Source organism: Devosia sp. SL43, assembly GCF_021729885.1.
Lineage (GTDB): Bacteria > Pseudomonadota > Alphaproteobacteria > Rhizobiales > Devosiaceae > Devosia.
Genome location: NZ_CP063401.1, coordinates 1903697 through 1926049 on the forward strand (window position 1 = coordinate 1903697; position 22353 = coordinate 1926049).

The window sequence follows — 22353 nt, forward strand, 5'->3', positions numbered from 1 at the left end:
AGGTGATCCGGTCTGTCAGTCGACACCCTCCCCCTTGTGGGGAGGGATCAAGGGAGGGGGTGGTTTGGCCCCTATATCGGGGCTCTCGCACCCCCTCCCAACCTCCCCATCAAGGGGGAGGTGCCGCGCGGTGTGTGTGGCGCGATGTGCGCCTACAGCTGCCCGTTCAGATCGTCCCGCATCTGCGTCGCCGCATCGGCAGGCTCGATTTCGCCCGTGGTGGCCGGGTTCACATAGTTGCTCCAGGCATCGCCCAGCGGCGCGGCAGGGCCGGCCAGGATGGTGCGCGGATCGAACACGGCGGTGTCGGCAAAGCCGGCATAGTCCGACTGGGGCTTCAGCGTCTGGAACTCGGCGCTGTCACGCACCGCGTTGTAAGCCGGGATATGGCCCGCGCCGGCCCAGTCCAGCGAATGCTGGTCCATCCAGGCGATGACCTTGAGCACGGCAGCGCGCTTGTCGGCATCGGCTTCCTTGCCGGCATTGGCCGGGATCACGAAAGCATGGCTGTCAGACCAGGCGGCCTTGGTCTCGAACAAAGTCGGCAGTTCCACTGCACCCCATTCGAACAGCTCGCCCTTGGCATGGAGATCGACGAAAGTCGGGATTTCCCAGTTACCCATGATGAAGAATGGCGACTGCTGCGAGGTGAACAGCGCCAGCGCGGCAGGCGATTCCACCTGAACCGGCGTATAGCCGCTATCGACCCAGCCTTTGACCACATCGATGGCCGCCGTCAGCTTGGCAACATCCTCGTCGGTGGGGAAGAAGCCACCGGCCGCTTCGTCGAACATCGTGCCGCCCTGCTGGCCGAACAGGCTATAGATGGTGCGGTAGCGATCGCCCGTCGGGGTCGACACGCCATACTTGCCGTCGCCGGTGAACTTGGCCAGCACGGCATTGAAGTTCTCGAGGCCGTCGAGCCCGGTTGGCAGGCCATCGTCGCCGATCAGCCCGGCTTCGGCGAGCATATCCTTGTTGTAGTAGAGGATCAGGCCATGCTGGTCGAACGGCACGGCATAGCGGGTGCCATCCACCTTGCCGGCGTCGGATGCCGCGGCGGTGAAATCGGCATCGGAAATGCCGGCGCCGGCCATATCCTCGTCGGTGATTTCGCTCAGCGTGCCGCTATCGACGGCCAGCGGAATGCGGCTGAGGTGGTAGGTCGCGATATCGGGACCTTCGCCGATGGCAGCCGACGTCTGCAGCTTGGTGTAGAACGGGGTGCCCCATTCCAGCGTCGTGTTCTCGATGGTGATTTCGCCGGCATGTTCGGTGTTGAACGCCTCGATCAGCGCCTTCATGCGCACGCCGTCGCCGCCGGCCAGGAAGTCCCACCACACCACGGTCTGCTGCGCCATGGCGCCGGTTGCGAGCGCGAAAAACGCGGTCGAAGCCAAAGCCAGGCGACGTAGAGATTTCGTCATTCTTTCCTCCCAAAAAGGTTGCTGCTCTATGCTCGTCAATCGGCTGGTGCGTCGCATTGAGCTTGTAGTCCGCACCGCCGAAACTGGTTGTCTCAGCTCGAGTGGTAGGCGACGCCCTCTGCGTCGAAGATGTGCGTCTCGCTCCGCGCCGCCGCGAGCGACACCGTCACGCCCGGCTCCAGCGCGCTCTTGCCACCGTCCTCGGCGATGACAAGCGATCCATCGGGCAGCCGCACATGCACCAGCGTCCGGTCGCCCAGTCGCTCCATGATTTCGACATTTCCCGAAATCGAACCGCCTGCTGTGACCCTCAGGGCATCCGGGCGCACACCCAGCGTCAGCCCTTCGCGCGACGGCAGGCTGGCAATCGGAATATCGGTAGCGATCGCAACACCGCCGGCATTGACCGCCGCCTTGCCGCCGCTCTCGGCAATCGACGCCACCGGCAGGAAGTTCATGGCCGGCGAGCCGACAAACGCCGCAACGAAACGCGACGCCGGCCGGGAATAGACATCCATCGGCGTGCCGATTTGCTCGATCCGCCGGTTGTTCATCACCACGATGCGGCTCGCCAGCGTCATGGCTTCGGTCTGGTCATGCGTCACGAAGATCATCGTCGTGCCGATGCGCCGGTGCAGCTGCGCCAGCTCCACCCGCGTGCGGACACGAAGGCTTGCATCCAGATTGCTGAGGGGCTCATCGAGCAGAAAGGCCTTGGGCTCACGCACAATGGCCCGACCGATGGCGACACGCTGGCGCTGACCACCCGACAACTGGCTCGGCCGCCGTTCGAGCAACTGCCCGATCTCCAGCATGCGGGCCGCATCTTCGACCCGACGCACGATCTCGGCCTTGTCGGTGCCCACATTCTGCAGGCCAAAACTCATATTCTCGCGCACCGTCATATGCGGATAGAGCGCGTAATTCTGAAACACCATGGCCACGCCGCGCTGATTGGGCGGCAACTGGTCGACCCTGGTGTCCCCGATATGGATTTGCCCGTCATTGACCTCTTCGAGGCCGGCGATCATCCGCAGCAAGGTCGATTTTCCGCAGCCTGATGGCCCGAGGAAAACGATGAACTCGCCCGACTTGATATGCATCGAGACGCTATCGAGCACCTGCACCTGCCCGTAGGACTTGCTGACGTCGGACAGCACGATATCGGCCATGTCTTCCTCCTCGTTGTGCCAGCGCAGCTTTGCTGTCTTCTGGCCGTTATCGGGGCAAACCCCTCATCCGCCCTTCGGGCACCTTCTCCCGCAAAGGGGAGAAGGCGATCACTTGAGAGCCCTCAGTCGTCACCCTTCTCCCCTTGCGGGAGAAGGTGGCGCGCAGCGCCGGATGAGGGGGTGGGGCACAAGACTCAAATCGTCCCTTCGTCCCGCTGCAATTCCTTCGTCGCCACGACCAGCGCATCGAACAAAGCCGCCGCCACCGGATCGGCACCCGGCGCTTCCCGCATCAGCCGGAAGGTCGTCGCGACCACGCCGCCACGCCCCACGCGCTTTTCGCCGATGATCGCCGCCGGCTTGTGGACCCAGCCCACCACCGTCCCGGCATGCACGTTGTTGCCAAATTCCCAGGGCCGGAAACCGGTCAGCAGGTGATGCGGCACAACATCGGAGAAGCTGAGATCGAAGATCGGGCCGCCCGGAATAGTGGCGAACGGACCATCGCGGCGGATCCACGAGAAGCCGGCGATCCAGTCGCCGCGCCAGATCGTGCCGTCGCGTTCGACCAGGCTAATGCCCGGCAAATGCTGGTCGAGGCTGGGGCGGAATTTTTTGCCATCGGCCACGATGCTGCGATGCGGCAGTTCGCCATCGGGCATATCGGTGCGCAGGTTCTTGTTGGTCTCGACGGTGCCGTCGGCCAGGATCAGGAAACGGCCACCGGCCTTCATCACTTCGACCTGGGCACCGTCAACCGCGTGGCAGAGCACAATGTCAGCCTGGTCGGCTGGCACGACATTGTAGCCGAGCCCCGTCGCATAGGTGGCGAGCGCTGCGTCCGCAGCGGCGATGGTCGGCAAGTCCGACGTATCCCGCCTGGCATAGAGGGCGATGTCGCAGCTGTTGCGCGCCACGACATCGCCGCCAGCCTCGAGCACAAATTCAAGTCGTGCCATGCGGCTCGCGCCGGTGGCCGGGAGGTCGATCTTGAGCGCTTGCGGGCTGGTAGTGGAGACAGGACCGGTCGCGGCGATCGCAACAGAACCCGAAGCATCGCCCGACCAGCGCAGTGTCGCGCCGTCAGGCAAGGCCTTGCCGCCCGTCGCGATCGTGACATCGACGACAAGCGTTTCACCGGCATAGGCCGAATAACGCTCTGGCCGCGGCACGATGACCGTATCGGTATTGATCTGGGCAAACACGTCGTGGAACACGCGCGGATTGCGCTTGAGGTCCATCAGGCCATTGGCTTCCCAATGGACGTCCGTCAGCTCGGTGATCACATAGCCCATGATCGAGGGATAGCGACGCATCTCCTCGATCTGGTAGCGCAGGTTCATGAACTGGTACCACTGCACGTTCTCGATGAAGCCATCGAACGAGCCGAAGGTTCTGTGAAGATCGAGAGATGCAAACCGCTCCTCGATGCCATGCGGCAGCGCCACACCATCGCCCCAAAGCGAGCCCGTCTCGAACCAGTCCGGCTCGCTGCCGTCTTCGTTGCGCAGCAGTTTCGGATCGGGCAGGCCCCACACGCCGAATTCGGAAACGATCAGCGGCTCGTCGCCGCGCCGCTCGGCATCGCCAAGCGGAGAGAAGGTCCAGTCGGCACCACCGGCGAACTGGGCCGTGATGTCGTCCCACTCCTGCCGCCGCTCGGGCACTGAGCGGTAGTAGTGATAGTCGTTGAGGTCCGTCTTCATATGGAAGTTGGGGAAGCAGGCCGAGTTGTCGACCACGAGACGCGTCTTGTCCTCGGCCTTCAGCCAGTCATAGCTGTCCTTGAGCCACTGCCGGTGCTCGGCATTCTCCATCAGCCGCGTGCCCCAATCCTCGTTGATCAGCGTCCAGGCGATGATCGAGGGGTGGTTGCGGTCGCGCTTGAGGATGCCTTCCATCGTCTCGCGCATGCGCCGAGCCGAATTGCTGGTGAAATTGGCGACATTGGGCACCTCGGTCCAGACCAGGAGCCCCAGGCGGTCGGCGACTTCGTAATAGCGCGGATCCGGCACCTTGATGTGGCAGCGCAGCAGGTTCAGCCCCAGATGCTTGGCCTTGCGCGCCTGGTCTTCGAGGAACTCCAGCGATGGCGGCGTGTAGATGCCATCGGGGTAATAGTCCTGGTCCAGCGCACCGCGCATATAGATCGGCTTGCCGTTGAGCAGGATTTGCCCGCCCTTGGCCTCAACCGTGCGGAAGCCAAAAGTCTCGACCCGCTTGTCGGTCCCCAGATCGACAACCAGCGAATAGAGGTTCGGCTCATCCGTCGACCAGAGTAGCGCCCCGGCAACCGTCAGGCTCGCGGCTGTTGACGCGCCAGCAGTGGCCGAGGCCTCGGCCACGACATCGCCCTTCGCATCGAGCACCGACAGTTTGACCGGCTTGCCATTGGCAGCAGCCGACGTGCCGAGCTCGACATGCGCCACGCCATCCATGCCGGCCGTGATCACGATGCTCTCGACATGAGCCGGATCGCGCGCTTCGAGCGCCACCGACTGCCACAGCCCGCCGATGCGGCCATACCAGGAAATCTTGCCATGCGGCACTTCGCCAAACGGATAGTCGGGATAGGCGCGGTGATCGGCCGACGGCATGGTCACGCGCACTTCGAGCTCGTTGTTCGCCTTGAGCGCCGAGGCCGGCAGCACGATCTCGAACGGCAGGAAGGCACCCTCATGGCTGCCCACCACCTGGCCATTCAGCAGCACGTCGCAGAAATAGCTCACGGCACCGAACTGCAGTGCCAGTTCCTGGCTGCCCCAGCCTTCTGGCAGCGCGAAGCTGCGCTTGTAGACGGCGCGACCGCTCGTATCGACCAGGTCGGAGAATTCGGCCTGCCACGGACCGGGCACATGCGCCTCGCGCCACGGCCCATCCTCATGGCGGAACTGCCAGACGCCATCCAGCGACAGGCGACGACGCGCACCCGAATCATTATCGGCAACCTGCGCAAGGTTCGTCCGCTCCATCCCTCAGCTCCTCAACCAATATTAGTTATATATTTATCACCATAGGTCGACTGCGATGGCCTTGGCAAGGGGTCTCGTGTCTGTGCGTTTTCGGTTAGCACTCCGGGCACATTTCCGGGTAGAAAGCGGCGTTACATCGAATGGGATGTTGGTGAGGGCCGGTGGAAAAACGCGCGACGATGGTGGACGTGGCCGAGTTGGCCGGTGTGTCGCAGGCCACCGTGTCTCTCGTCCTCAACGGCGTGCCGAACGCTCGCGTTTCCAAGGCCACACGCCGCCGCGTGCTGGAAGCTGCTGAACAGCTGTCCTACCGCCGCGGCAAGGCCCATCCGGTGCCCAAAGGCCGCAAGCGCGTCATCGGCCTCTTCCTCGACGAAGTCTCGACCACACCCTTTGCGGCGCAGTTCATCGAAGGCGCCCGCGACGAAGCGGCCCTGCAGGACGTCACCGTCGCCATGTTCTGCACCCAGTCCGACCCGGCTCTGGAACAGGCGGCGATCGATCTGCTCGTCTCGCAAAAGACCATCGGCGTCATCTATACGACGCTCATCACCCGCCAAGTCACTGTTCCGGAAGCCTTTTCCGAGCTGCCGCTGGTTCTGCTCAACTGCTACGAGCGCAAGCTTCGCTTCCCCTCGGTCGTGCCCGGCGACATCGTCGGTGGCTACACCGCCACCCAGGCTTTACTCCGCGCCGGCCATCGCCGCATCGCCCACATGACCGGCGAAATCTTCGTCGAAGCCGCCGTCGACCGCGAAAACGGCTTCCGCCAGGCCATGGCCGAATGGAATGTCCCGGTCGACGAAGACCTCGTTAAACAAGCCGGCTGGACCATACGCGGCGGCCGCGAAACCGCACTCGCCCTGATGTCGCGACCCAACCCGCCCACCGCCATTTTCTGCTTCAACGACCGCATGGCAATCGGCTGCTACGAAGCCGCCCGCATGCTCGGTCTATCGGTGCCAGCAGACATTTCCATCGTCGGCTTCGACAACGAAGACCTCGCCGCCAACATGGATCCGCCGCTCTCAACCCTGGTCCTGCCGCATGACGAAATGGCCCGCTGGGCCGTAGCCGAACTGCTCGACAGCTACGAAGACGCCGACCAGGACGAGCGGCTGCAAAAGGTCAAGATCGAGTGCGAGTTTATCGAGCGTAGCTCAGTGGCGGCGGTGAAGGGCTAGAAGCGCCGTGCCACGCCCTCGTGGTTCGAGGCTCGCGAAGGGCTCGCACCTCACCATGAGGGCTACTGGGACATCGAGCTAGTAGTAGCCCTCATGGTGAGGTGCGCTTCTTCAGCGCCTCGAACCACGAGGGCGTGGCACACTAACCCCTTGGCCCCGCAACCGAATCTCGCTCGACCAGCGGGCATTCCAGCTTGACCAGAGGATAGCGCTCCTGCCCGGGCACGAACTCGCCGAGTTGCTCGACGATCCACTGCCCCATGGCCCGATGCGGTAGGATGGAGGTGGTCAGCCGCGGATGCAGATGGCGCGAGATTTCTTCGTCGTCATACCCGACCACAGCCATATCGCCGGGAATGTCGTAGCCGGCCTCCTTCAGCGCCTCGTAACAGCCGATGGCGGTACGGTCGTTCTGGCAGAAGATCGCCGTCGGCGGCTCCGGCAGCGCCAGCAATTGCCGCGTGGCGTCATAGCCAGCACTGGCTGACCAGTCGCCCTCCACCACCAGCCTGGGGTCGAACGGGATGTCCGCCGTTGCCAGCGCCCGCCGATAGCCCTTGAGCCGGTCTTGCGCCGCCTCCATCCAGATTTCGCCGGTAATGGTGGCAATGCGGCGATGGCCGCTCTCGATCAGGTGACGCGTACTGCGCTGCCCGCCGGCAATTTCGCTCGGCACCACAGCGGGATAGGTCTGGTTGGTCGTATAGCAATTGAGCAGATAGACCGGCATGTCCAGCCCGACCAACGCCTCCGGCAGCACCACCTCGCGCGTGAAAATTGTCATGTAAACCAGCGCCGAAACCCGCTGCTCGACAAAGGTCCGGATCAGCTCCGCCTCGAGCTCGGCGTCATTATGCGTCTGCGCCACCAGCACCACATCGCCACCGGCCCGCGCCGCCTGCGTCAGCCCCTCGATCGCCACCATAGCCTCGGGGCTGGTCGCCAGCTGATCGGCAATAAACCCGATCCGCCGCCCCCGCGACGCTGGCACCGGCATAGCCGGCACCGCATAGCCCAACCGCCGCGCCGCCTCGAACACCCGCTGCTTGGTCTCGGGCGAAAGTTTTATCCCTGGCGAATGATTGAGGACAAATGACACGGTCGCCTGCGAGCACCCTGCTTCGCGCGCCACGTCGGTCATGGTCACCCGCCGCCGCCCATTCCGCTTTCCCCGCGCAGCAAGCGGCTCGATTGTGTCGGCTGACCTTGGCATAATGAACTCGTTTCGACAGCTGACATGCTAATGCACAATCAGTGTCTATTATCAAGTATTAGCAACGATGGTCGGCGGCGCATACAAAGGGATACGGCTGCCGCATATCATGCAGCAGCCGCAGGAAGGATACCCAAGAGAGTGAGTGAGGACTACGACGTTACATTCACGCCGCCATGGCAGCGCCCGGCGCGTTCTTGGCTCCGGTCATGAAGGCCACGGCATCAGACATCGTGTAGTCCTTCGGATCGATGACGCAGAGTCGGCGACCCAGCCGATGCACATGAATCCGGTCAGCAACTTCAAAGACATGCGGCATATTGTGGCTGATCAGAATGATCGGAATACCGCGCGCACGCACATCCTGGATCAGCTCCAGCACGCGCCGCGATTCCTTGACGCCCAGCGCCGCCGTTGGCTCGTCGAGGATAATGACCTTGGAGCCAAAAGCCGCAGCACGCGCCACAGCCACACCCTGCCGCTGCCCGCCCGACAGCGTTTCAACGGCCTGGTTGATATTCTGAATGGTCATCAGACCCAGTTCGCTGAGCTTCTCGCGGGCGATCTTCTCCATTCGCGGCCGATCAAGTTGACGGAACAGCGAACCCATGATGCCAGGCTTGCGCAGTTCCCGGCCCATAAACATGTTGTCGGCGATCGACAAAGCCGGCGACATGGCCAGCGTCTGATAGACCGTTTCGATCCCGGCATGCCGTCCGTCGATCGGCGAGGAAAAGCTGACCTTCTGCCCTTCGAGAAAGATATCCCCGCTATCGGGCGTGATGGCGCCCGATATGGCCTTGATCAGTGACGACTTGCCAGCGCCGTTGTCGCCGATAACCGCCAGGATTTCGCCAGGCATCAGGTCGAAGTCGCAATTGTCGAGAGCCGTTACGCGACCATAACGCTTGGACAGGTTGCGGGCCTTGAGAATGGGTTCCATCAGAGCGATACCTTCCTGATCCACTGGTCCACCGCAACGGCCGCAATGATCAGCGCGCCGATCAGCAGATAGGTCCACTGTGCGTCCGCGCCGAGCAGGCGCAGCCCGAGCGAGAACACGCCCACGATCAACGCACCGAACAGCATGCCCAGGATTGAGCCGCGTCCGCCGAAAAGCGAGATGCCACCGATCACCACCGCAGTAATGCTTTCAATATTGGCCGATTGGCCCGAGGTGGGCGATACTGAGCCGATACGACCGATCAGCGCCCAGCCGGCAAAGGCACAGATCAGGCCGGACAACATGTAGACCGAGATGAGAATACGCTTGGTGTTGACGCCCGACAGCTCGGCCGCATCAGGATCGTCACCCACCGCATAGACGTGCCGTCCCCACGCTGTGTGGCGCAGTACATAGGTCAGCAGCATGACCAGCAGCACGAAGAAGATCACGCCATAGGTAAAGACAGCGCCGCCGATATTGATCGACCGCCCGAAAAACTGCAGCAGCGGCGCGTTGGTCTCGATTTCCTGGGCACGGATCGTCTCGTTGCCGGAATAAAGGAAGTTGATTGCCAGCGCGATCTGCCACACGCCAAGCGTCACGATGAAAGGCGGCAGCTTGATGCGCGCGATGAGCCAGCCGTTGATGAAGCCGACAAAGGTTCCCACTGCAAGGCCGGCGGCGATGGCAACGGCCGGTGGCATGCCATAGCGGAACGTGAACTGACCCATGATAACCGAACTCAGCACCATGATGGCGCCCACCGACAGGTCGATGCCTGCGGTCAGGATCACCAGCGACTGGGCGGCGCCGACGATACCGACAATGGCTACCTGCTGCAGGATCAATGTCAGGGCGAAGGACGAGAAGAATTTCGATCCCAACAGCGCGCCGAAAATGGCGACCGACAGCATCAGCACGATCAGCGGCACTAATGCCGGCGTGCTGTGCAAGGCATGCTGGACGCGCGACAGCACTCCGGCAGGCTGGCGATCGAAAACAGCAACGGCTTCGTTGCGCGCGGCGACGCTCGCGTCCAACTCATGTTCGCTCACGGGTTCTCCTCCCCTATGCATTGGATGAGGGGCGAACCGGCGGTCCGCCCCTCATAGTGTCAGTCAGGCCGGCTTAGCCCCAGCAGAGCTCCGCGCCCTTGGCGCTGTCAATGGACTCGACGCCGTCGACGGCGGTATCGGTCACCAGCGCCACGCCGGTATCGAAGAAAGCCTTGCCTTCGGTCGGCGCCGGCTTTTCGCCGGTATCAGCCCAGGCCTTGATGGCCTCGACGCCCAGAGCCGCCATCTGCAACGGATACTGCTGGGAGGTCGCGCCGATCACGCCGTCCTTGACGTTGGCAACGCCCGGGCAACCACCGTCAACCGAGACGATGATCACGTCGTTCTCGCGACCGATCGACTTGAGGGCTTCGTAGGCGCCGGCAGCAGCGGGCTCGTTGATGGTATAGACCAGATTGATCATCGGGTCCTTGGCGAGCAGGTTTTCCATGGCCTTGCGACCGCCTTCCTCGTTACCGGCAGTCACGTCGTGGCCGACGATGCGTGGATCGGTTTCGTCACCCCACTTGTTGGGATCGCCCAGCTCGATGCCGAAGCCCTGCAGGAAGCCCTGGTCGCGCAGCACGTCGACGGTCGGCTGGCTGATGCCCAGATCGAGCATGGCAATCTTGGCATTGGCCGCTTCGGCGCCCAGCTTGCCTGCGGCCCACTTGCCGATCAGCTCGCCGGCCAGGAAGTTGTCGGTGGCGAAAGTTGCATCGGCAGCATCGGCTGGGGTCAGCGGCGTATCGAGCGCAATGACCAAGAGGCCCGCATCGCGCGCCTGCTGGACGGACTGGGCAATGGCGGACGTGTCCGAAGCCGTCAGCAGGATGCCCTTGGCGCCATCGGCGATGCAGGTCTCGATAGCGGCGACCTGCGTTTCATGGTCGCCGTCGACCTTGCCGGCATAGGACTTGAGCGTCACGCCAAGCTCAGCGGCCTTGGCTTCGGCACCTTCACGCATCTTCACAAAGAACGGATTGGTGTCGGTCTTGGTAATCAGGCACGCCGAGACATCGGCCGCCATTGCGGTGGTCGACATAAAGGCGAGACACAGCGCAGTACCCGCAAGAATCTTCTTCATTTGGCTCTCCCCAGACTATCGCGGAACGGGCTCCTCCCTGCTCCTGCAATGTCCGTCTTTCACTTGACGAGCATCATGGTGGCCAATTTGAAATCGCCCGTCAATATATAACTCGCATTTATTTATTTATTCGATTCCTAGCATCTTTCGCTCTGAAAACGTCGCCGATATGCTCGCTCGAATGGAAACCACCAAAATTCGCGGCCTCAGTTCCGGCGTCAATCAGCGAGGCGTGCGCGACTTCAACGAGCGTCTGCTGCTGACGCTCTTGCAGCGAAATGGCCCGACGGCAGGCGTCGACCTGGCCAAGCTGACAAACCTGTCGCCGCAGACGGTTTCCATCATTCTGCGCGAAATGGAGGCCGAAGGCCTGATCGCGCGCGGCACGCCCATCAAGGGCAAGGTCGGCAAGCCGTCCGTTCCGATGCGTCTCGCCGATGGCGGCCTGCTATCCTTCGGCTGCAAGATCGGCCGGCGCAGTACCGTGCTGTTGCTCGCCGATTTTCGGGGCACCGTCCGCCACCAGCTGCAGCTCAGCTACAAGTATCCAATGCCGGAGCCAATTTTTGCCTTCGTGCAAAGGGGAATGGAATCCATCCTCGAACAATGTTCCGCCGCCGAGCAGCAGCGGATCTGCGGCGTCGGAGTCGCGGTCCCGTTCGAACTGTGGAAATGGAACGAGCTTGTCGGTGCGCCCGCCGAACAGTTCTCGTCCTGGAAGGAAGTGGATTTTCGCGGTGAGCTGGCCAAGTTCACCAGCCTGCCGGTCGACGTGGTCAACGATGCCACCGCGGGCTGCCAGGCCGAGCATATCTATGGCCGCGGCAAGGAATTCAGCGACTACGCCTACTTCTTCGTCGGGGCCTTTATCGGCGGCGGCATCGTGCTCAACCATTCGGTCTATCAAGGCCACCAGGGCAATGCCGGCTCGCTCGGCTCGCTGCGCAGCTTCGGCCCGCAGGGCGAAAGCCGGCAGCTCATCGACACAGCATCCATTTATCTGCTGGAGCAGCGCTTCGTCGAAAATGGCCTCAACCCGCTGGACCTTTGGGAACAACCGCAGGACTGGAGCCGCTTCGCCCGCTTCGTCGAGCCCTGGATCGGCCAGACGGCCCAGGAACTCGCCAAGGCAAGCCTCTCGGCCTGCGCGGTCATCGATTTCGAGGCCATCCTGATCGACGGCGCTTTCCCCGAAGCGGTCAAGCATGCGCTGGTCGAACGCACCCGACGCTACCTGGTCAACCAGGACATGCGGGGCCTGATCGCCCCGCGCATCGAGGCAGGCATCGTCGGCGGCAACGCTCGGGCAATCGGCGCCGCCACCAACCCATTCTTCGGCGGCTACTTCATGAACAGCAACATCCGGCTGCAAAACGTCGCCAGCGAACCCGCACCCAAGTCCCACCCGTCCAAGATCAGGGCCTGGTAGCACGAAGCGGAAGAGGATGGCCTCTCGTACGCCATCGTGATTGACGCAGTTACCAAGCGACTGATTTTGCTGGAAAAACGTCGCACGGCGTTTCGACCAGCTCTCACCAGGCCAATGTGCGGCTCCTGGCGGCCGGCACCGCATCCTTCGTCAAAGAAACAATTTTCTGCGCAAAAGGGATTGCAAAAACCAACTTAGTTGATAACGTTTCAACTACTTGAGGAACGGCGAAATAGCCGCATCAAGGAGGAGGAGAAATTATGTTCAACCGCACTTTGCGGCGCCGTACCGTGTTGGCCGGCGCCATGTTCGCAGCTCTTGCAGGCGTCAGTTCCATTGCCCTGGCGCAGGAACTGAGCGGCGAACTCGTCATCCTGCAGTGGCAGACGGGCACGGACGGCCAGATGTGGAAAGACATCGAAGCCAAGTTCACGGAACTGAACCCCGGCGTCACCATCCGCGAGTTCCAGCCCGCCGGTGGGCAGGGTGATGCGCGTGGTGGCATGCGCACTGCGCTGCTGGGCGGCGAAGTTGTCGACATCATCATCAATACCTGGCCGGCCTTCCGCGCCGAGCTAGTCAATTCCGGCATCCTGCGTCCGGTCGATGACCAGTGGGCCAGCTTTGGCCTGGACGACAAGCTCAGCCAAGCCTGGCGCGACCTGGGCAGCATCGACGGCACAACCTATGGCGTGACCTATACATACGGCGACCGCTCGGCCATCTGGTACAAGACGGCACAGCTCGAAAAGGCGGGCATCACCCCGCCCCAGACCTGGGAAGAATTTCTCGCCAGTTTCGAAAAGCTCAAGGCGGCTGGCTATCCGGCTCCCGTGGTGATCCCGGCAAAATACTGGGCCCATACCGAGTGGTTCGAAACGCTGCTGCTGCGAACCGCTGGCGTCGAATTCGCTGCCGACCTGGCCAGTCACCAGGTCCCCTGGACCGACCCCAAGGTCAAGGTGGCACTGATGAAGTATGGCGAAATGCTGCAGGCCGGATGCTGCGCCGATGCGGCGACGATGCTCGCCACTGAGGAGCCCTATCCGACGCTCTACACGTCCGAAGAGTCCAACTACCTTCTGTTCGGCATGTGGACCAATTCTGCGCTCAAGAACGATCTTGGGCTGACCGAAGGCGTCGACTATTCGATCTTCCAGTTCCCCTCGCTCGGCATGGGATTTGACGACACGGCAAGCGTCGATGCCAAGGAACTGAACGTCACCACCAACGGCGCTAACCCGGCCGCCGCTGATGCCTTCCTCGACTTCATTGTCGGGCCAGAGGCATCAACAATCCTGGCCACCTACGGCTATGCCTCGCCGAGCACGGCGATGGATGCGTCCCTGCTGGGGCCGGTCCAACAGATCGCTACTGGAGCGGTTGCCACCTCCAAGGTGCAGTTCGTACTGGGTGACCTCCTGCCGGGTGATCTGGTCGACGAATATCGCGTGCAGTTGCAGAAGTTCCTGCAGGATCCGAGCGAGGCAAATGTCGACACGGTGCTCGCCGCGATCGAGGCCAAGGCAGCGACGGCCTACTGATGGAACAAACTGTCGCTCATCACGCGGCAGGCCCTGCGGGGACTTCCTCCCCCAAGGGTGGTGGGCGGCTCCGGCTGCCCGCCACCCGCGGCTTTCGCCTCAAGGACGCGCCAGCCGCCTGGCTGCTGATCGCGCCCGTCATCGTGCTGTTCGGAATATCGGTGATCTATCCATTGATCGACACCATCCGGCTGTCGTTTTTCGACATCAAGGGACTGGCGCCGGCCAAATGGGTCGGCCTGGGAAACTATGTTACACTCTTCGGTGACGCGACGTTCCGCAACACGCTGCTGACGACGCTGACCTTCACGCTGGGCACCACCGCGATCTCGGTGAGCCTTGGCTGGGCGCTGGCCATGCTGTGCGCCTTTGCACCCGTTCACACCACGCCCTTCCGCGGCATGATGTTCGTGACCTTCGGCATTTCCGAGGCCGTGTCGGGCTATATGTGGCTCAACATCCTGCGGCCCGACAAGGCCGGGATGCTCAACGCCTTTATCGGAATTTTCTCGCCCGGCTTTACCCATTCCTGGCTGGGCGACCCCAATACTGCCTTGTGGGCGCTGATCTTCGTCGCGTCTTGGAGCGGCGTCGGATTGCCGCTGATGCTGTGCTTTGCCGCGGTACAATCCATCCCCAAGACGGTACTGGAAGCCGCCTATATGGATGGCGCCAAGCCGACATCGATCATGCGGCATATCATGATGCCGCTATCGCTGCCGGGCGTGCGCGTTGCTGTCTTCATCAACCTGCTCGGTGCGTTGCGCGCTTTCGACATCATCTACGTGATGACTGGCGGCGGACCGGTCCGCGCCACCGAAACGGTCGGCTATTTCATGTACCGGGAGTCGATGACGCAGTTCAAACTCGGCTATGGCGCCGCCGCCACGGTGGTGCTGCTGATTGCGGTGCTCGTGATCTCCATACCGGCCATCATCCAGCGTACGGCAGGTGCCAAATGATCGGTCGCGTTCCGTGGTGGACCGTCATCCTCGTCGGGGTGGTCGCCACCATCTGGGTCATTCCAGTATTGGGCATCGTCGTCACCTCCATCCGCCCACCCAGCGAGGTGCAGTTGGGCTGGTGGCGCCTCGACACGGTGAGCTTTACCCTCGACGCTTGGACCCGCGTGTGGTCGGAATACCCGCTGGCGCAGGCATTCTGGTTTACCGGAATGCTGGCAGCCATCGCGACGCTTGGTACTATGCTGTTGGCACCCGTCGCGGCCTATGCGTTCCACTTCCTCAAGTTCCGTTTCCGACGGCTGCTGCTCATCATCATCATCAACGCCTTCGTGCTGCCGCAGCAGGTGGTCGTCATCCCGCTATTCATCCTGTGGCGCGATCTCAAGCTCATCGACAACATAGCAGCGGTGTTGATTCCCTATGTCGGCCTCAGCTTTGCCTGGTCGATCTTTCTCGTGAAGAACTTCCTTGAGGACTTTCCCAAGGAGCTGATTGAGGCGGCAAAGATTGACGGTTGCGGGCCGATTTCGACGCTGCGCCACGTGGTGCTGCCCAATGCCACGAGCCCGATCTTCGCGGTTGGCGTATTGCAGTTCCTTTGGACCTGGAATGCCCTGCTGCTTCCGATGCTTTACCTGCGCAGCATGCAGCCGCTGCCAGTCCTGCTCACCAAGGTATCGGGCACCTACGAGAGCAACTGGGACCTCCGGTCTGTCGCAGCCATCGTCACCACCATTGTGCCACTGATCGTCTTCGTGGTCTTCCAACGTCAATTCGCCGCCGGGTCGCAGACCCGCACAGGGGCAAAAGAGTGACCAATATCCGTACCAACAAGCCGCTGCGCTATCGCCAGATCCACCTCGACTTCCACACCTCGGAGCATATTCCGGGCATTGGCCAGGATTTCGACGCCGCCGACTTCGTCGCGACCTTCAAGAAAGCCCATGTGGATTCGGTGACGATCTTCGCCAAGTGTCATCATGGCTGGGCCTATTACCCGACCGAAGTCGGCGCGCCGCATCCGAACCTGGCTCGTCCGGACCTGCTCGGCGAGATGGTCGACGCGCTCAACGCGGCCGATATCGAATGCCCTATCTACATCACCGTGCAGTGGGACGAGCGCAACGCTCGACTGCATCCGGAGTGGCGCGCCCGCTCGGCCACGGCCAATCGGTTCGATCCCGGCCAGCTCACGGCCGGCTGGCACACGCTCTGCCTCAACCACAAGGCCTACCGTGACGAGTTGCTGGCCATGGCGCGAGAAGTGGCGACACGCTACGCCACGCCCGGCATCTTCTTCGATATCGTGCTGACGCCGGATTGCGTCTGTCAGGCATGCCTCGACACTATGACCGAGCAGAACCTGGACCCGGAGAACCCGGTTGATCGTCTGACCAAGGATGAATGGGTCAACGAGGTGTTCCGCACCGAGATGAGCGCGGCGCTCAATGCGGAGTTCCCCGGCCTGCGCATCTTCTACAATTGCGGTCACATCCATAAGCAGGGCCCGGAGCGCTTTGCGCCCTACAGCCATCTCGAACTCGAAAGCCTGCCGACAGGCGGCTGGGGCTACAGCCACTTTCCGGCAAGCGCCCGCTATGCGGCAACGCTTGGCCTCGACTTCGTCGCCCATACCGGCAAGTTCCACACCTCTTGGGGCGAGTTCGGCGGCTTCAAGCATCCCGATGCTCTCGAATACGAAGCGGCACAGATGGTGGCGATGGGCTCGAAATGCCTCGTCGGCGACCAATTGCACCCTAACGGCGCGATCAACCCAGATACCTATGCCTCAATCGGCCCCGCTTATGCGCGAGTGGAAAAGCTTGAGCCCTATCTTGAAGGCGCCAAACAGGTTTCAGAAGTCGCAATTCTCTCGGCGGAATACTTCCACCATGCCGGCGACCGCAACAACAATGCCGACGACGGCGCGGCGCAGATGCTGCAGGAACTCCAGCAGCCATTCGACGTGATCGATCCGAGCGCCGATTTCGCACGCTACCGCGTCATCATTCTGCCCGATGAGGTGCCGGTCGAAGGCACTCTGGCGAACCGGTTCCGCGACTACCTCGCCGGCGGCGGCACAGTTTTGATGAGCGGCATTTCGGCGCTACAGGACGATGGCTCCTTCTCGATTCCAGCGGGCATCCGCAATACCGGCCCAGTAGCGTTCGATCCGTCTTACCTGCACGCCAGCCGCGATCTTGACGCGTCGATGACCGAGACGCCGTTCGTTGTCTATGGCCGAGCCCAGACTATCGTCGCCGAAGGCGCAAAGGTACTGGCCGAGGTGGTCCCACCCTATTTCAACCGAAGCTACCAGCATTTCTCGTCCCATGCCCATGCGCCCGATGACACCACCGCCGAGCCGCTCGGCGCGGGCGTGACCATCCACAACGGCGTGGCCTATGTGGCCTATCCGATCTTCTCAATCTATCGCGCTATGGGCCAGCCGCTCTATCGCTATCTGGTGCGCGGCCTGCTCAAGAGGCTCCTGCCTGACCCGGCCCTCACCACCGATCTTCCGAGCTCTGGTCGGGCTTCCCTGACCCACCAGGACGAACGCAGGCGCCACGTTCTGCACCTGCTCTACGGCGCGCCACAGGTGCGCGGCAATGCGGTGCCCACCAATAGTGGCGTTCGGGTGATGGAAATGATCGAGGACATTCCCTCCATCGGTCCTGTCACCGTCAAAGTCCGGCTGCCCAAGGCACCCAGCCGAGCCTTCGAAGTGGTGTCGGGCGAGCCCGTGGCCGTTACCGATCTGGGTGGTGGGCAGTATGGCGTGACGCTCGACCGGCTGCGCATCCACGCCGCGGTGGTATTCGAGCATGGCTAGGACGAACCGGGTTTGGGCCCAGGCGGTGGCTTGTCGGCCGAACCCGGACTATGCAAGCAGGAGGCGCCCCTTCATTGGCGAGCGGGCGCATTCACGCAGGACCTCTAGACGGATGACCGACCAGACCATCACCAGGCCACGCCCGGCCACCATCATCGACGTTGCCAGGGAAGCCGGTGTCGCGGTGGGTACGGTATCGCGCTACATCAACGGCCTGCCCATTCGCGGCGGCAATCGCGAGCGGATCGCCCAGGTGATCGAGGAGCTGGGTTATCGCCGCAACAGCGCAGCTGCGTCGATCAAGACCAATACAACCCACATCGTGGGCCTTTTGGTGCCGGCGATCGGCGAGTTCCACGCCGCTTTGCTCGACCAGTTGACGCGCCGCATGCGCCAGACCGGGCGCGCCGTCCTCTGCTATTGCCACGATACCGAGCCGACCTCCTTCATGGAGGGGCTGGAATTCTTTGCCACGCATCGCGTCGACGCGGTGGTGATGGACGGTCACGAGGAGCTGCGGCAGCGCCTCGCGCCCTATATCGCCGAGGGAATGCTGGTGGTGCTTTATGACAATGACCTGCCTGGCCTGCACGCCGACCGCGTCATTGTTGAAAACCGCCGCGCCAGCAAAAGGCTGGTCGATCACGTGCTCGATCTCGGGCACAAGCGCGTCGCCATTCTCCACGGCAACCTGCGCGACTCGGTGGCGCGCGATCGCCTCGAAGGCTATCGCGATGCGCTCAAGGCTCATGGCGTGGCCGAAATTCCCGAGCTGCTGATGGATGCCGGCTGGAGCGAACAGCGTGCCTATAGTGGCATGGGTGACCTGATGGCGCTGCCCAATCCGCCCACCGCCGTGTTCGGCGCCAATTACAACATGAGCATCGGCGCACTGCGCTGGTTGCAGGATCACGGCGTGTCTATCCCCGAAGACATGTCGCTGGTCAGCTTTGACGACGTGCCCGCTTTTTCGGTGCATCTGCCCGGCATTACCGCGGTCGGCCAGCCAGTCGAAAAGATCGCGGAGACCATCGTCTCCACGCTACAGCAGCGTCTGATGCAGGGGGCCCCCTCGGGCAAGCGCACCGTCCGCATCGACGCAGATATCACTTTAAGGGGCTCGACCCGTCGCCTGCGACGCTAACGAGCCCAGCCGGAGGAGGCGAAAATGGCGAATGTCGTGCTGAGTAATGTCAGCAAATCCTATGGCAATCTCGAGGTGATCGAGGGGCTCAATCTCGCCATCGACGACGGCTCCTTCACGGTGTTCGTGGGGCCGTCGGGATGCGGCAAGTCGACCTTGCTGCGCATGATTGCCGGGCTCGAACCGATCACCAGGGGCACACTTGAAATCGACGGTAAGGCGATGAACGAGGCCGATCCGATCGAGCGCGGCGTGGCCATGGTGTTCCAGAACTACGCGCTGTATCCCCATATGACGGTCGAGCAGAATATCGGCTTTTCGCTGCGCATGGCATGCCTCAGCAAGGAGGATATCGCCAGGCGCGTTGCCATCGCGGCGCAGACCTTGCAGATCGAGCCGCTGCTCAAGCGCAAGCCCGGCCAGCTGTCCGGTGGCCAGCGCCAGCGCGTCGCTATCGGCCGCGCCATTGTCCGGGATCCCGAGGTCTTCCTGTTCGACGAACCGCTCTCCAATCTCGACGCCGAGTTGCGCGTCTCGATGCGGGTGGAGATCGCCAAGCTGCACAATACGCTGGGTTCGACGATGATCTATGTCACCCACGACCAGACCGAGGCGATGACGCTGGCTGACAAGATCGTGGTGATGCGCGACGGCAAGATCGAGCAGGCGGGGACGCCCGAGGAGCTCTACGACAACCCGGACAATCTGTTTGTCGCCGGTTTCATCGGCTCACCCCGCATGAACTTCCTGCGCGGCACGTTCGGCGCTGGCCAGCTGCGGCTTGAAACCGGTGCCGAATGGACGGCAAAGGGTCCGGATGGTCCCGTGCTGGTCGGTGTGCGCCCCGAACATTTTGTCGACGCCGGCCAAGGGGCTGGCGACATCTCAGTCAAGGTCGACGTGGTCGAAAACCTGGGCGGCACGCGCTTCGTCTATGGCACGCTCGGCACCGGCGAAAGTGTCGTCGTCGAGGCGCGAGAACGGACCGGCATCAGGGCCGGGGAGCAGATTTCCTTCGGCATCACGCCCGATCGGGCGATGCTGTTTTCACCCACCGGCACCCGACTGCGGAACATCTGATGACCCACGAACTCTGGTACAATAAACCGGCCACCGAGTGGACGGACGCTCTACCTGTGGGCAATGGGCGCCTCGGCGCCATGGTGCATGGCGGCGTCGGGCGTGAGGAACTGCAGCTCAATGAGTCCACCCTCTGGTCCGGCGGCCCCTACCAGCCGACCAACCCCGAGGCGCTGCCAAATCTGGCACAGGTACGCGAACTGATTCTTGCGGGACGCTATGAGGAGGCGCATGCGCTGACGCAGGACCATCTCCTCGCCAAGCCATATCTGCAGATGAGCTACCAGCCGGCAGGCAATCTGTTCCTCGATTTCAAGCAGCATGAAGCTATCGCCGGCAGCTATCGGCGCAAGCTCGACCTGACGACTGGCGTTGCAACCACAAGCTATGGTCTGCTCGGCAGTGGCCTCGATCCAGACGCGCCGCAGTTCACCCGGCAGGTCTTTGTCTCGGCAGCCGATGACCTGATCGTGTTGCGCGTGGTGTCCTCGGTTCCAGGTACGCTGGCCTTCGAAGCCTGGCTCGACAGCCCGCAGGAGGGCGACATCGTCGCGGGCGACGCCAGTGTCTTGTCCTATCGCGGACACAACTTCGGCAAACATGGCGTGCCCGGGCAGCTAACCTTTGGCATCGATTTGAACCTGCGCGTCGAAGGCGGCAATGTCGAGCGTCGCGGCAGGCGCCTCGTGGTCCGCGACGCGACTTCAGCGCTCTTGCTCATCGATATGGCCACCAGCTTCACCCGCTTTGACGATGTTTCCGGTGACCCCGAAGCGCGCCTCGTCGCACGACGCCAGAAGCTGGACGCACTCGATTTCGACACCTTGCTGGCCAAACATATCTCAACACATCGCGCCCAATTCGACCGGCTGGAAATCGATCTCGGCACCGGCCGAAGTGATCTGCCGACCGACGAGCGGATCGCCAATTTCGCCAAGGGTGACGATCCCGCATTGGCAGCCCTCTACGTGCAGTATGGCCGCTACCTGATGATCAGCTCCAGCCGCCCCGGCACCCAACCGTCGACCTTGCAGGGCATCTGGAACAAGGAAACCAGGCCCCCCTGGGGCAGCAAATACACCGCCAATATCAATCTGCAGATGAACTATTGGCTACCTGACGCGGCCAACCTGCCTCAGATGATGGAGCCGGTCATTGCTCTGGCCGAAGACCTCGCCATATCAGGCGCAGAAATGGCGCGGTCGCATTACGATGCTCGTGGCTGGGTGATGCACCACAATACCGATATCTGGCGGGCCACCGGCCCCGTCGATGGCGCAGCCTGGGGCGTCTGGCCCACCGGTGGCGCCTGGCTCATGGCACAGCTCTGGGATCACGCCCGGTTCGAAGGGCGTCCCGAGTCACTCGTGCGACGGCTCTATGAGCCGCTCAAGGGCGCGGTGCAGTTCGCGCTCGATATTCTGGTGCCGCTGCCAGGGACCGACTATCTGGTCACCGTGCCCTCCATTTCTCCGGAAAATCGCCATCCCTTCGGCTCGTCACTTTGCGCCGGACCAACCATGGACAACCAGATCCTGCGCGACTTGTTTGGAGCCTTTGCCGAAGCCGCCACGCAACTGGGCAAGGATGCCGACTTGTCGTCCGCGGCGCTGGCAGCGCGCCAGCGCCTGCCCGAGCATCGCATCGGCAAAGCCGGCCAGCTTCAGGAGTGGATGGAGGATTGGGACATGGATGTTCCCGAAATCCACCACCGCCACGTCTCACACCTCTATGGCCTCTATCCGAGCGACCAGATCGACTTGGATAGGACGCCCGAACTGGCAGCTGCGGTACGCCGATCCCTCGAAATCCGCGGCGATGAGGCCACGGGTTGGGGCATTGGCTGGCGCATCAACCTCTGGGCTCGCCTGCGCGAGGGCGACCGTGCCCATGCGGTGCTTCAACTGCTGCTCAGCCCGTCCCGCAGTTATGCCAACCTCTTCGACGCCCACCCACCCTTCCAGATCGACGGCAATTTCGGCGGCGCTGCCGGTATTCTGGAAATGCTGGTGCAATCGAGCGAGGGTGTAATCCGGCTGCTGCCCGCTTTGCCACCAAGCTGGCCGAAGGGCGAGTTGCGCGGCGTGCGAACGCGGGGTGGCGTCGAGCTCGATTTCGCCTGGGACAACGGCATGGTCTGCTGGCTCAAGGCACGAAGCGCAACAAACCGGTCGATCACGGTCCATGCCGGGCAGACTATCAAAATGGATCTACACGCAAATCAGGTCACGCAGCACGAATTCAGTACAGACCGGTCCTAATTGACACGCAAGCTATATGGGTTCTTTGGTGCGGTGGC

General features: G+C 62.5%; 16 protein-coding genes. 9 read left to right on the plus strand and 7 right to left on the minus strand.

The genetic code is table 11. The features are described 5' to 3' along the window. Nucleotides 1-152 precede the first annotated feature (152 nt). The 3 genes from IM737_RS09375 to IM737_RS09385 form a co-directional block, all read right to left on the minus strand. Nucleotides 153-1427 (minus strand): extracellular solute-binding protein, encoded by a 1275-nt coding sequence (locus tag IM737_RS09375; protein ID WP_236899646.1) that lies wholly within the window; start codon nucleotides 1425-1427, stop codon nucleotides 153-155. Between the two features lie 92 nt (nucleotides 1428-1519). Further along, nucleotides 1520-2599: an ABC transporter ATP-binding protein gene (locus tag IM737_RS09380; RefSeq protein WP_236899647.1), complete on the minus strand. Its 1080-nt coding sequence runs from the start codon at nucleotides 2597-2599 to the stop codon at nucleotides 1520-1522. A gap of 194 nt (nucleotides 2600-2793) precedes the next feature. Further along, the gene (locus IM737_RS09385; RefSeq protein ID WP_236899648.1) at nucleotides 2794-5571 is read right to left on the minus strand and encodes a glycoside hydrolase family 2 protein; all 2778 of its coding nucleotides are present in this window, start codon (nucleotides 5569-5571) and stop codon (nucleotides 2794-2796) included. A 161-nt stretch (nucleotides 5572-5732) separates the two neighbouring features. On the opposite strand from IM737_RS09385, the gene IM737_RS09390 reads away from it, so the two are divergent. Next, nucleotides 5733-6755, plus strand: coding sequence for a LacI family DNA-binding transcriptional regulator (locus tag IM737_RS09390; protein WP_236899649.1), 1023 nt, complete (start codon nucleotides 5733-5735; stop codon nucleotides 6753-6755). Between the two features lie 142 nt (nucleotides 6756-6897). On the opposite strand, the gene IM737_RS09395 is transcribed toward IM737_RS09390, so the two are convergent. The 4 genes from IM737_RS09395 to IM737_RS09410 all read right to left on the minus strand — a co-directional run bounded on the left by IM737_RS09395 (nucleotide 6898) and on the right by IM737_RS09410 (nucleotide 11056). Next, nucleotides 6898-7896 carry a LacI family DNA-binding transcriptional regulator gene (locus IM737_RS09395; RefSeq protein WP_336886237.1) on the minus strand — a complete coding sequence of 333 codons (999 nt, stop codon included), beginning with the start codon at nucleotides 7894-7896 and terminating at the stop codon, nucleotides 6898-6900. 238 nt (nucleotides 7897-8134) lie between these two features. Beyond that, nucleotides 8135-8911: an ATP-binding cassette domain-containing protein gene (locus tag IM737_RS09400; RefSeq protein ID WP_236899651.1), complete on the minus strand. Its 777-nt coding sequence runs from the start codon at nucleotides 8909-8911 to the stop codon at nucleotides 8135-8137. Beyond that, nucleotides 8911-9990 carry an ABC transporter permease gene (locus IM737_RS09405; RefSeq protein ID WP_442874181.1) on the minus strand — a complete coding sequence of 360 codons (1080 nt, stop codon included), beginning with the start codon at nucleotides 9988-9990 and terminating at the stop codon, nucleotides 8911-8913. The genes IM737_RS09400 and IM737_RS09405 overlap by 1 nt, the downstream gene beginning before the upstream one ends. A 52-nt stretch (nucleotides 9991-10042) precedes the next feature. Further along, nucleotides 10043-11056 (minus strand): sugar ABC transporter substrate-binding protein, encoded by a 1014-nt coding sequence (locus IM737_RS09410; protein WP_236899653.1) that lies wholly within the window; start codon nucleotides 11054-11056, stop codon nucleotides 10043-10045. A gap of 181 nt (nucleotides 11057-11237) precedes the next feature. Here IM737_RS09410 and IM737_RS09415 point away from each other — a divergent pair, with 181 nt between their 5' ends. From IM737_RS09415 to IM737_RS09450, 8 genes are all read left to right on the plus strand, one after another. Then, entirely contained in the window at nucleotides 11238-12485 is a 1248-nt protein-coding gene (locus IM737_RS09415) for an ROK family transcriptional regulator (protein ID WP_236899654.1), read from the plus strand. 260 nt (nucleotides 12486-12745) lie between these two features. Then, nucleotides 12746-14029: an extracellular solute-binding protein gene (locus IM737_RS09420; RefSeq protein ID WP_236899655.1), complete on the plus strand. Its 1284-nt coding sequence runs from the start codon at nucleotides 12746-12748 to the stop codon at nucleotides 14027-14029. After that, nucleotides 14029-14991 carry a carbohydrate ABC transporter permease gene (locus tag IM737_RS09425; RefSeq protein ID WP_236899656.1) on the plus strand — a complete coding sequence of 321 codons (963 nt, stop codon included), beginning with the start codon at nucleotides 14029-14031 and terminating at the stop codon, nucleotides 14989-14991. The genes IM737_RS09420 and IM737_RS09425 overlap by 1 nt, the downstream gene beginning before the upstream one ends. Further along, the gene (locus IM737_RS09430) at nucleotides 14988-15809 is read left to right on the plus strand and encodes a carbohydrate ABC transporter permease (RefSeq protein ID WP_236899657.1); all 822 of its coding nucleotides are present in this window, start codon (nucleotides 14988-14990) and stop codon (nucleotides 15807-15809) included. The genes IM737_RS09425 and IM737_RS09430 overlap by 4 nt, the downstream gene beginning before the upstream one ends. Continuing rightward, nucleotides 15806-17830 (plus strand): alpha-amylase family protein, encoded by a 2025-nt coding sequence (locus IM737_RS09435; RefSeq protein WP_236899658.1) that lies wholly within the window; start codon nucleotides 15806-15808, stop codon nucleotides 17828-17830. Before IM737_RS09430 ends, IM737_RS09435 begins: the two co-directional genes overlap by 4 nt. Before the next feature lie 112 nt (nucleotides 17831-17942). Continuing rightward, complete coding sequence (locus IM737_RS09440) at nucleotides 17943-18974, plus strand: LacI family DNA-binding transcriptional regulator (RefSeq protein WP_236899659.1); 1032 nt, start codon at nucleotides 17943-17945, stop codon at nucleotides 18972-18974. A gap of 24 nt (nucleotides 18975-18998) precedes the next feature. Next, complete coding sequence (locus IM737_RS09445; RefSeq protein WP_236899660.1) at nucleotides 18999-20054, plus strand: ABC transporter ATP-binding protein; 1056 nt, start codon at nucleotides 18999-19001, stop codon at nucleotides 20052-20054. Then, nucleotides 20054-22315 (plus strand): glycoside hydrolase family 95 protein, encoded by a 2262-nt coding sequence (locus IM737_RS09450; RefSeq protein WP_236899661.1) that lies wholly within the window; start codon nucleotides 20054-20056, stop codon nucleotides 22313-22315. The genes IM737_RS09445 and IM737_RS09450 overlap by 1 nt, the downstream gene beginning before the upstream one ends. The last annotated feature ends 38 nt before the right edge of the window (nucleotides 22316-22353 follow it).

What these genes read in the sequence shown, in the direction of transcription:
- IM737_RS09375 (WP_236899646.1), bottom strand. Translation starts at nt 1,427, where the DNA reads ATGACGAAATCTCTACGTCGCCTGGCTTTGGCTTCGACCGCGTTTTTC.
- IM737_RS09380 (WP_236899647.1), bottom strand. Translation starts at nt 2,599, where the DNA reads ATGGCCGATATCGTGCTGTCCGACGTCAGCAAGTCCTACGGGCAGGTG.
- IM737_RS09385 (WP_236899648.1), bottom strand. Translation starts at nt 5,571, where the DNA reads ATGGAGCGGACGAACCTTGCGCAGGTTGCCGATAATGATTCGGGTGCG.
- IM737_RS09395 (WP_336886237.1), bottom strand. Translation starts at nt 7,896, where the DNA reads ATGACCGACGTGGCGCGCGAAGCAGGGTGCTCGCAGGCGACCGTGTCA.
- IM737_RS09400 (WP_236899651.1), bottom strand. Translation starts at nt 8,911, where the DNA reads ATGGAACCCATTCTCAAGGCCCGCAACCTGTCCAAGCGTTATGGTCGC.
- IM737_RS09405 (WP_442874181.1), bottom strand. Translation starts at nt 9,990, where the DNA reads ATGCATAGGGGAGGAGAACCCGTGAGCGAACATGAGTTGGACGCGAGC.
- IM737_RS09410 (WP_236899653.1), bottom strand. Translation starts at nt 11,056, where the DNA reads ATGAAGAAGATTCTTGCGGGTACTGCGCTGTGTCTCGCCTTTATGTCG.
- IM737_RS09415 (WP_236899654.1), top strand. Translation starts at nt 11,238, where the DNA reads ATGGAAACCACCAAAATTCGCGGCCTCAGTTCCGGCGTCAATCAGCGA.
- IM737_RS09420 (WP_236899655.1), top strand. Translation starts at nt 12,746, where the DNA reads ATGTTCAACCGCACTTTGCGGCGCCGTACCGTGTTGGCCGGCGCCATG.
- IM737_RS09425 (WP_236899656.1), top strand. Translation starts at nt 14,029, where the DNA reads ATGGAACAAACTGTCGCTCATCACGCGGCAGGCCCTGCGGGGACTTCC.
- IM737_RS09430 (WP_236899657.1), top strand. Translation starts at nt 14,988, where the DNA reads ATGATCGGTCGCGTTCCGTGGTGGACCGTCATCCTCGTCGGGGTGGTC.
- IM737_RS09440 (WP_236899659.1), top strand. Translation starts at nt 17,943, where the DNA reads ATGACCGACCAGACCATCACCAGGCCACGCCCGGCCACCATCATCGAC.
- IM737_RS09445 (WP_236899660.1), top strand. Translation starts at nt 18,999, where the DNA reads ATGGCGAATGTCGTGCTGAGTAATGTCAGCAAATCCTATGGCAATCTC.
- IM737_RS09450 (WP_236899661.1), top strand. Translation starts at nt 20,054, where the DNA reads ATGACCCACGAACTCTGGTACAATAAACCGGCCACCGAGTGGACGGAC.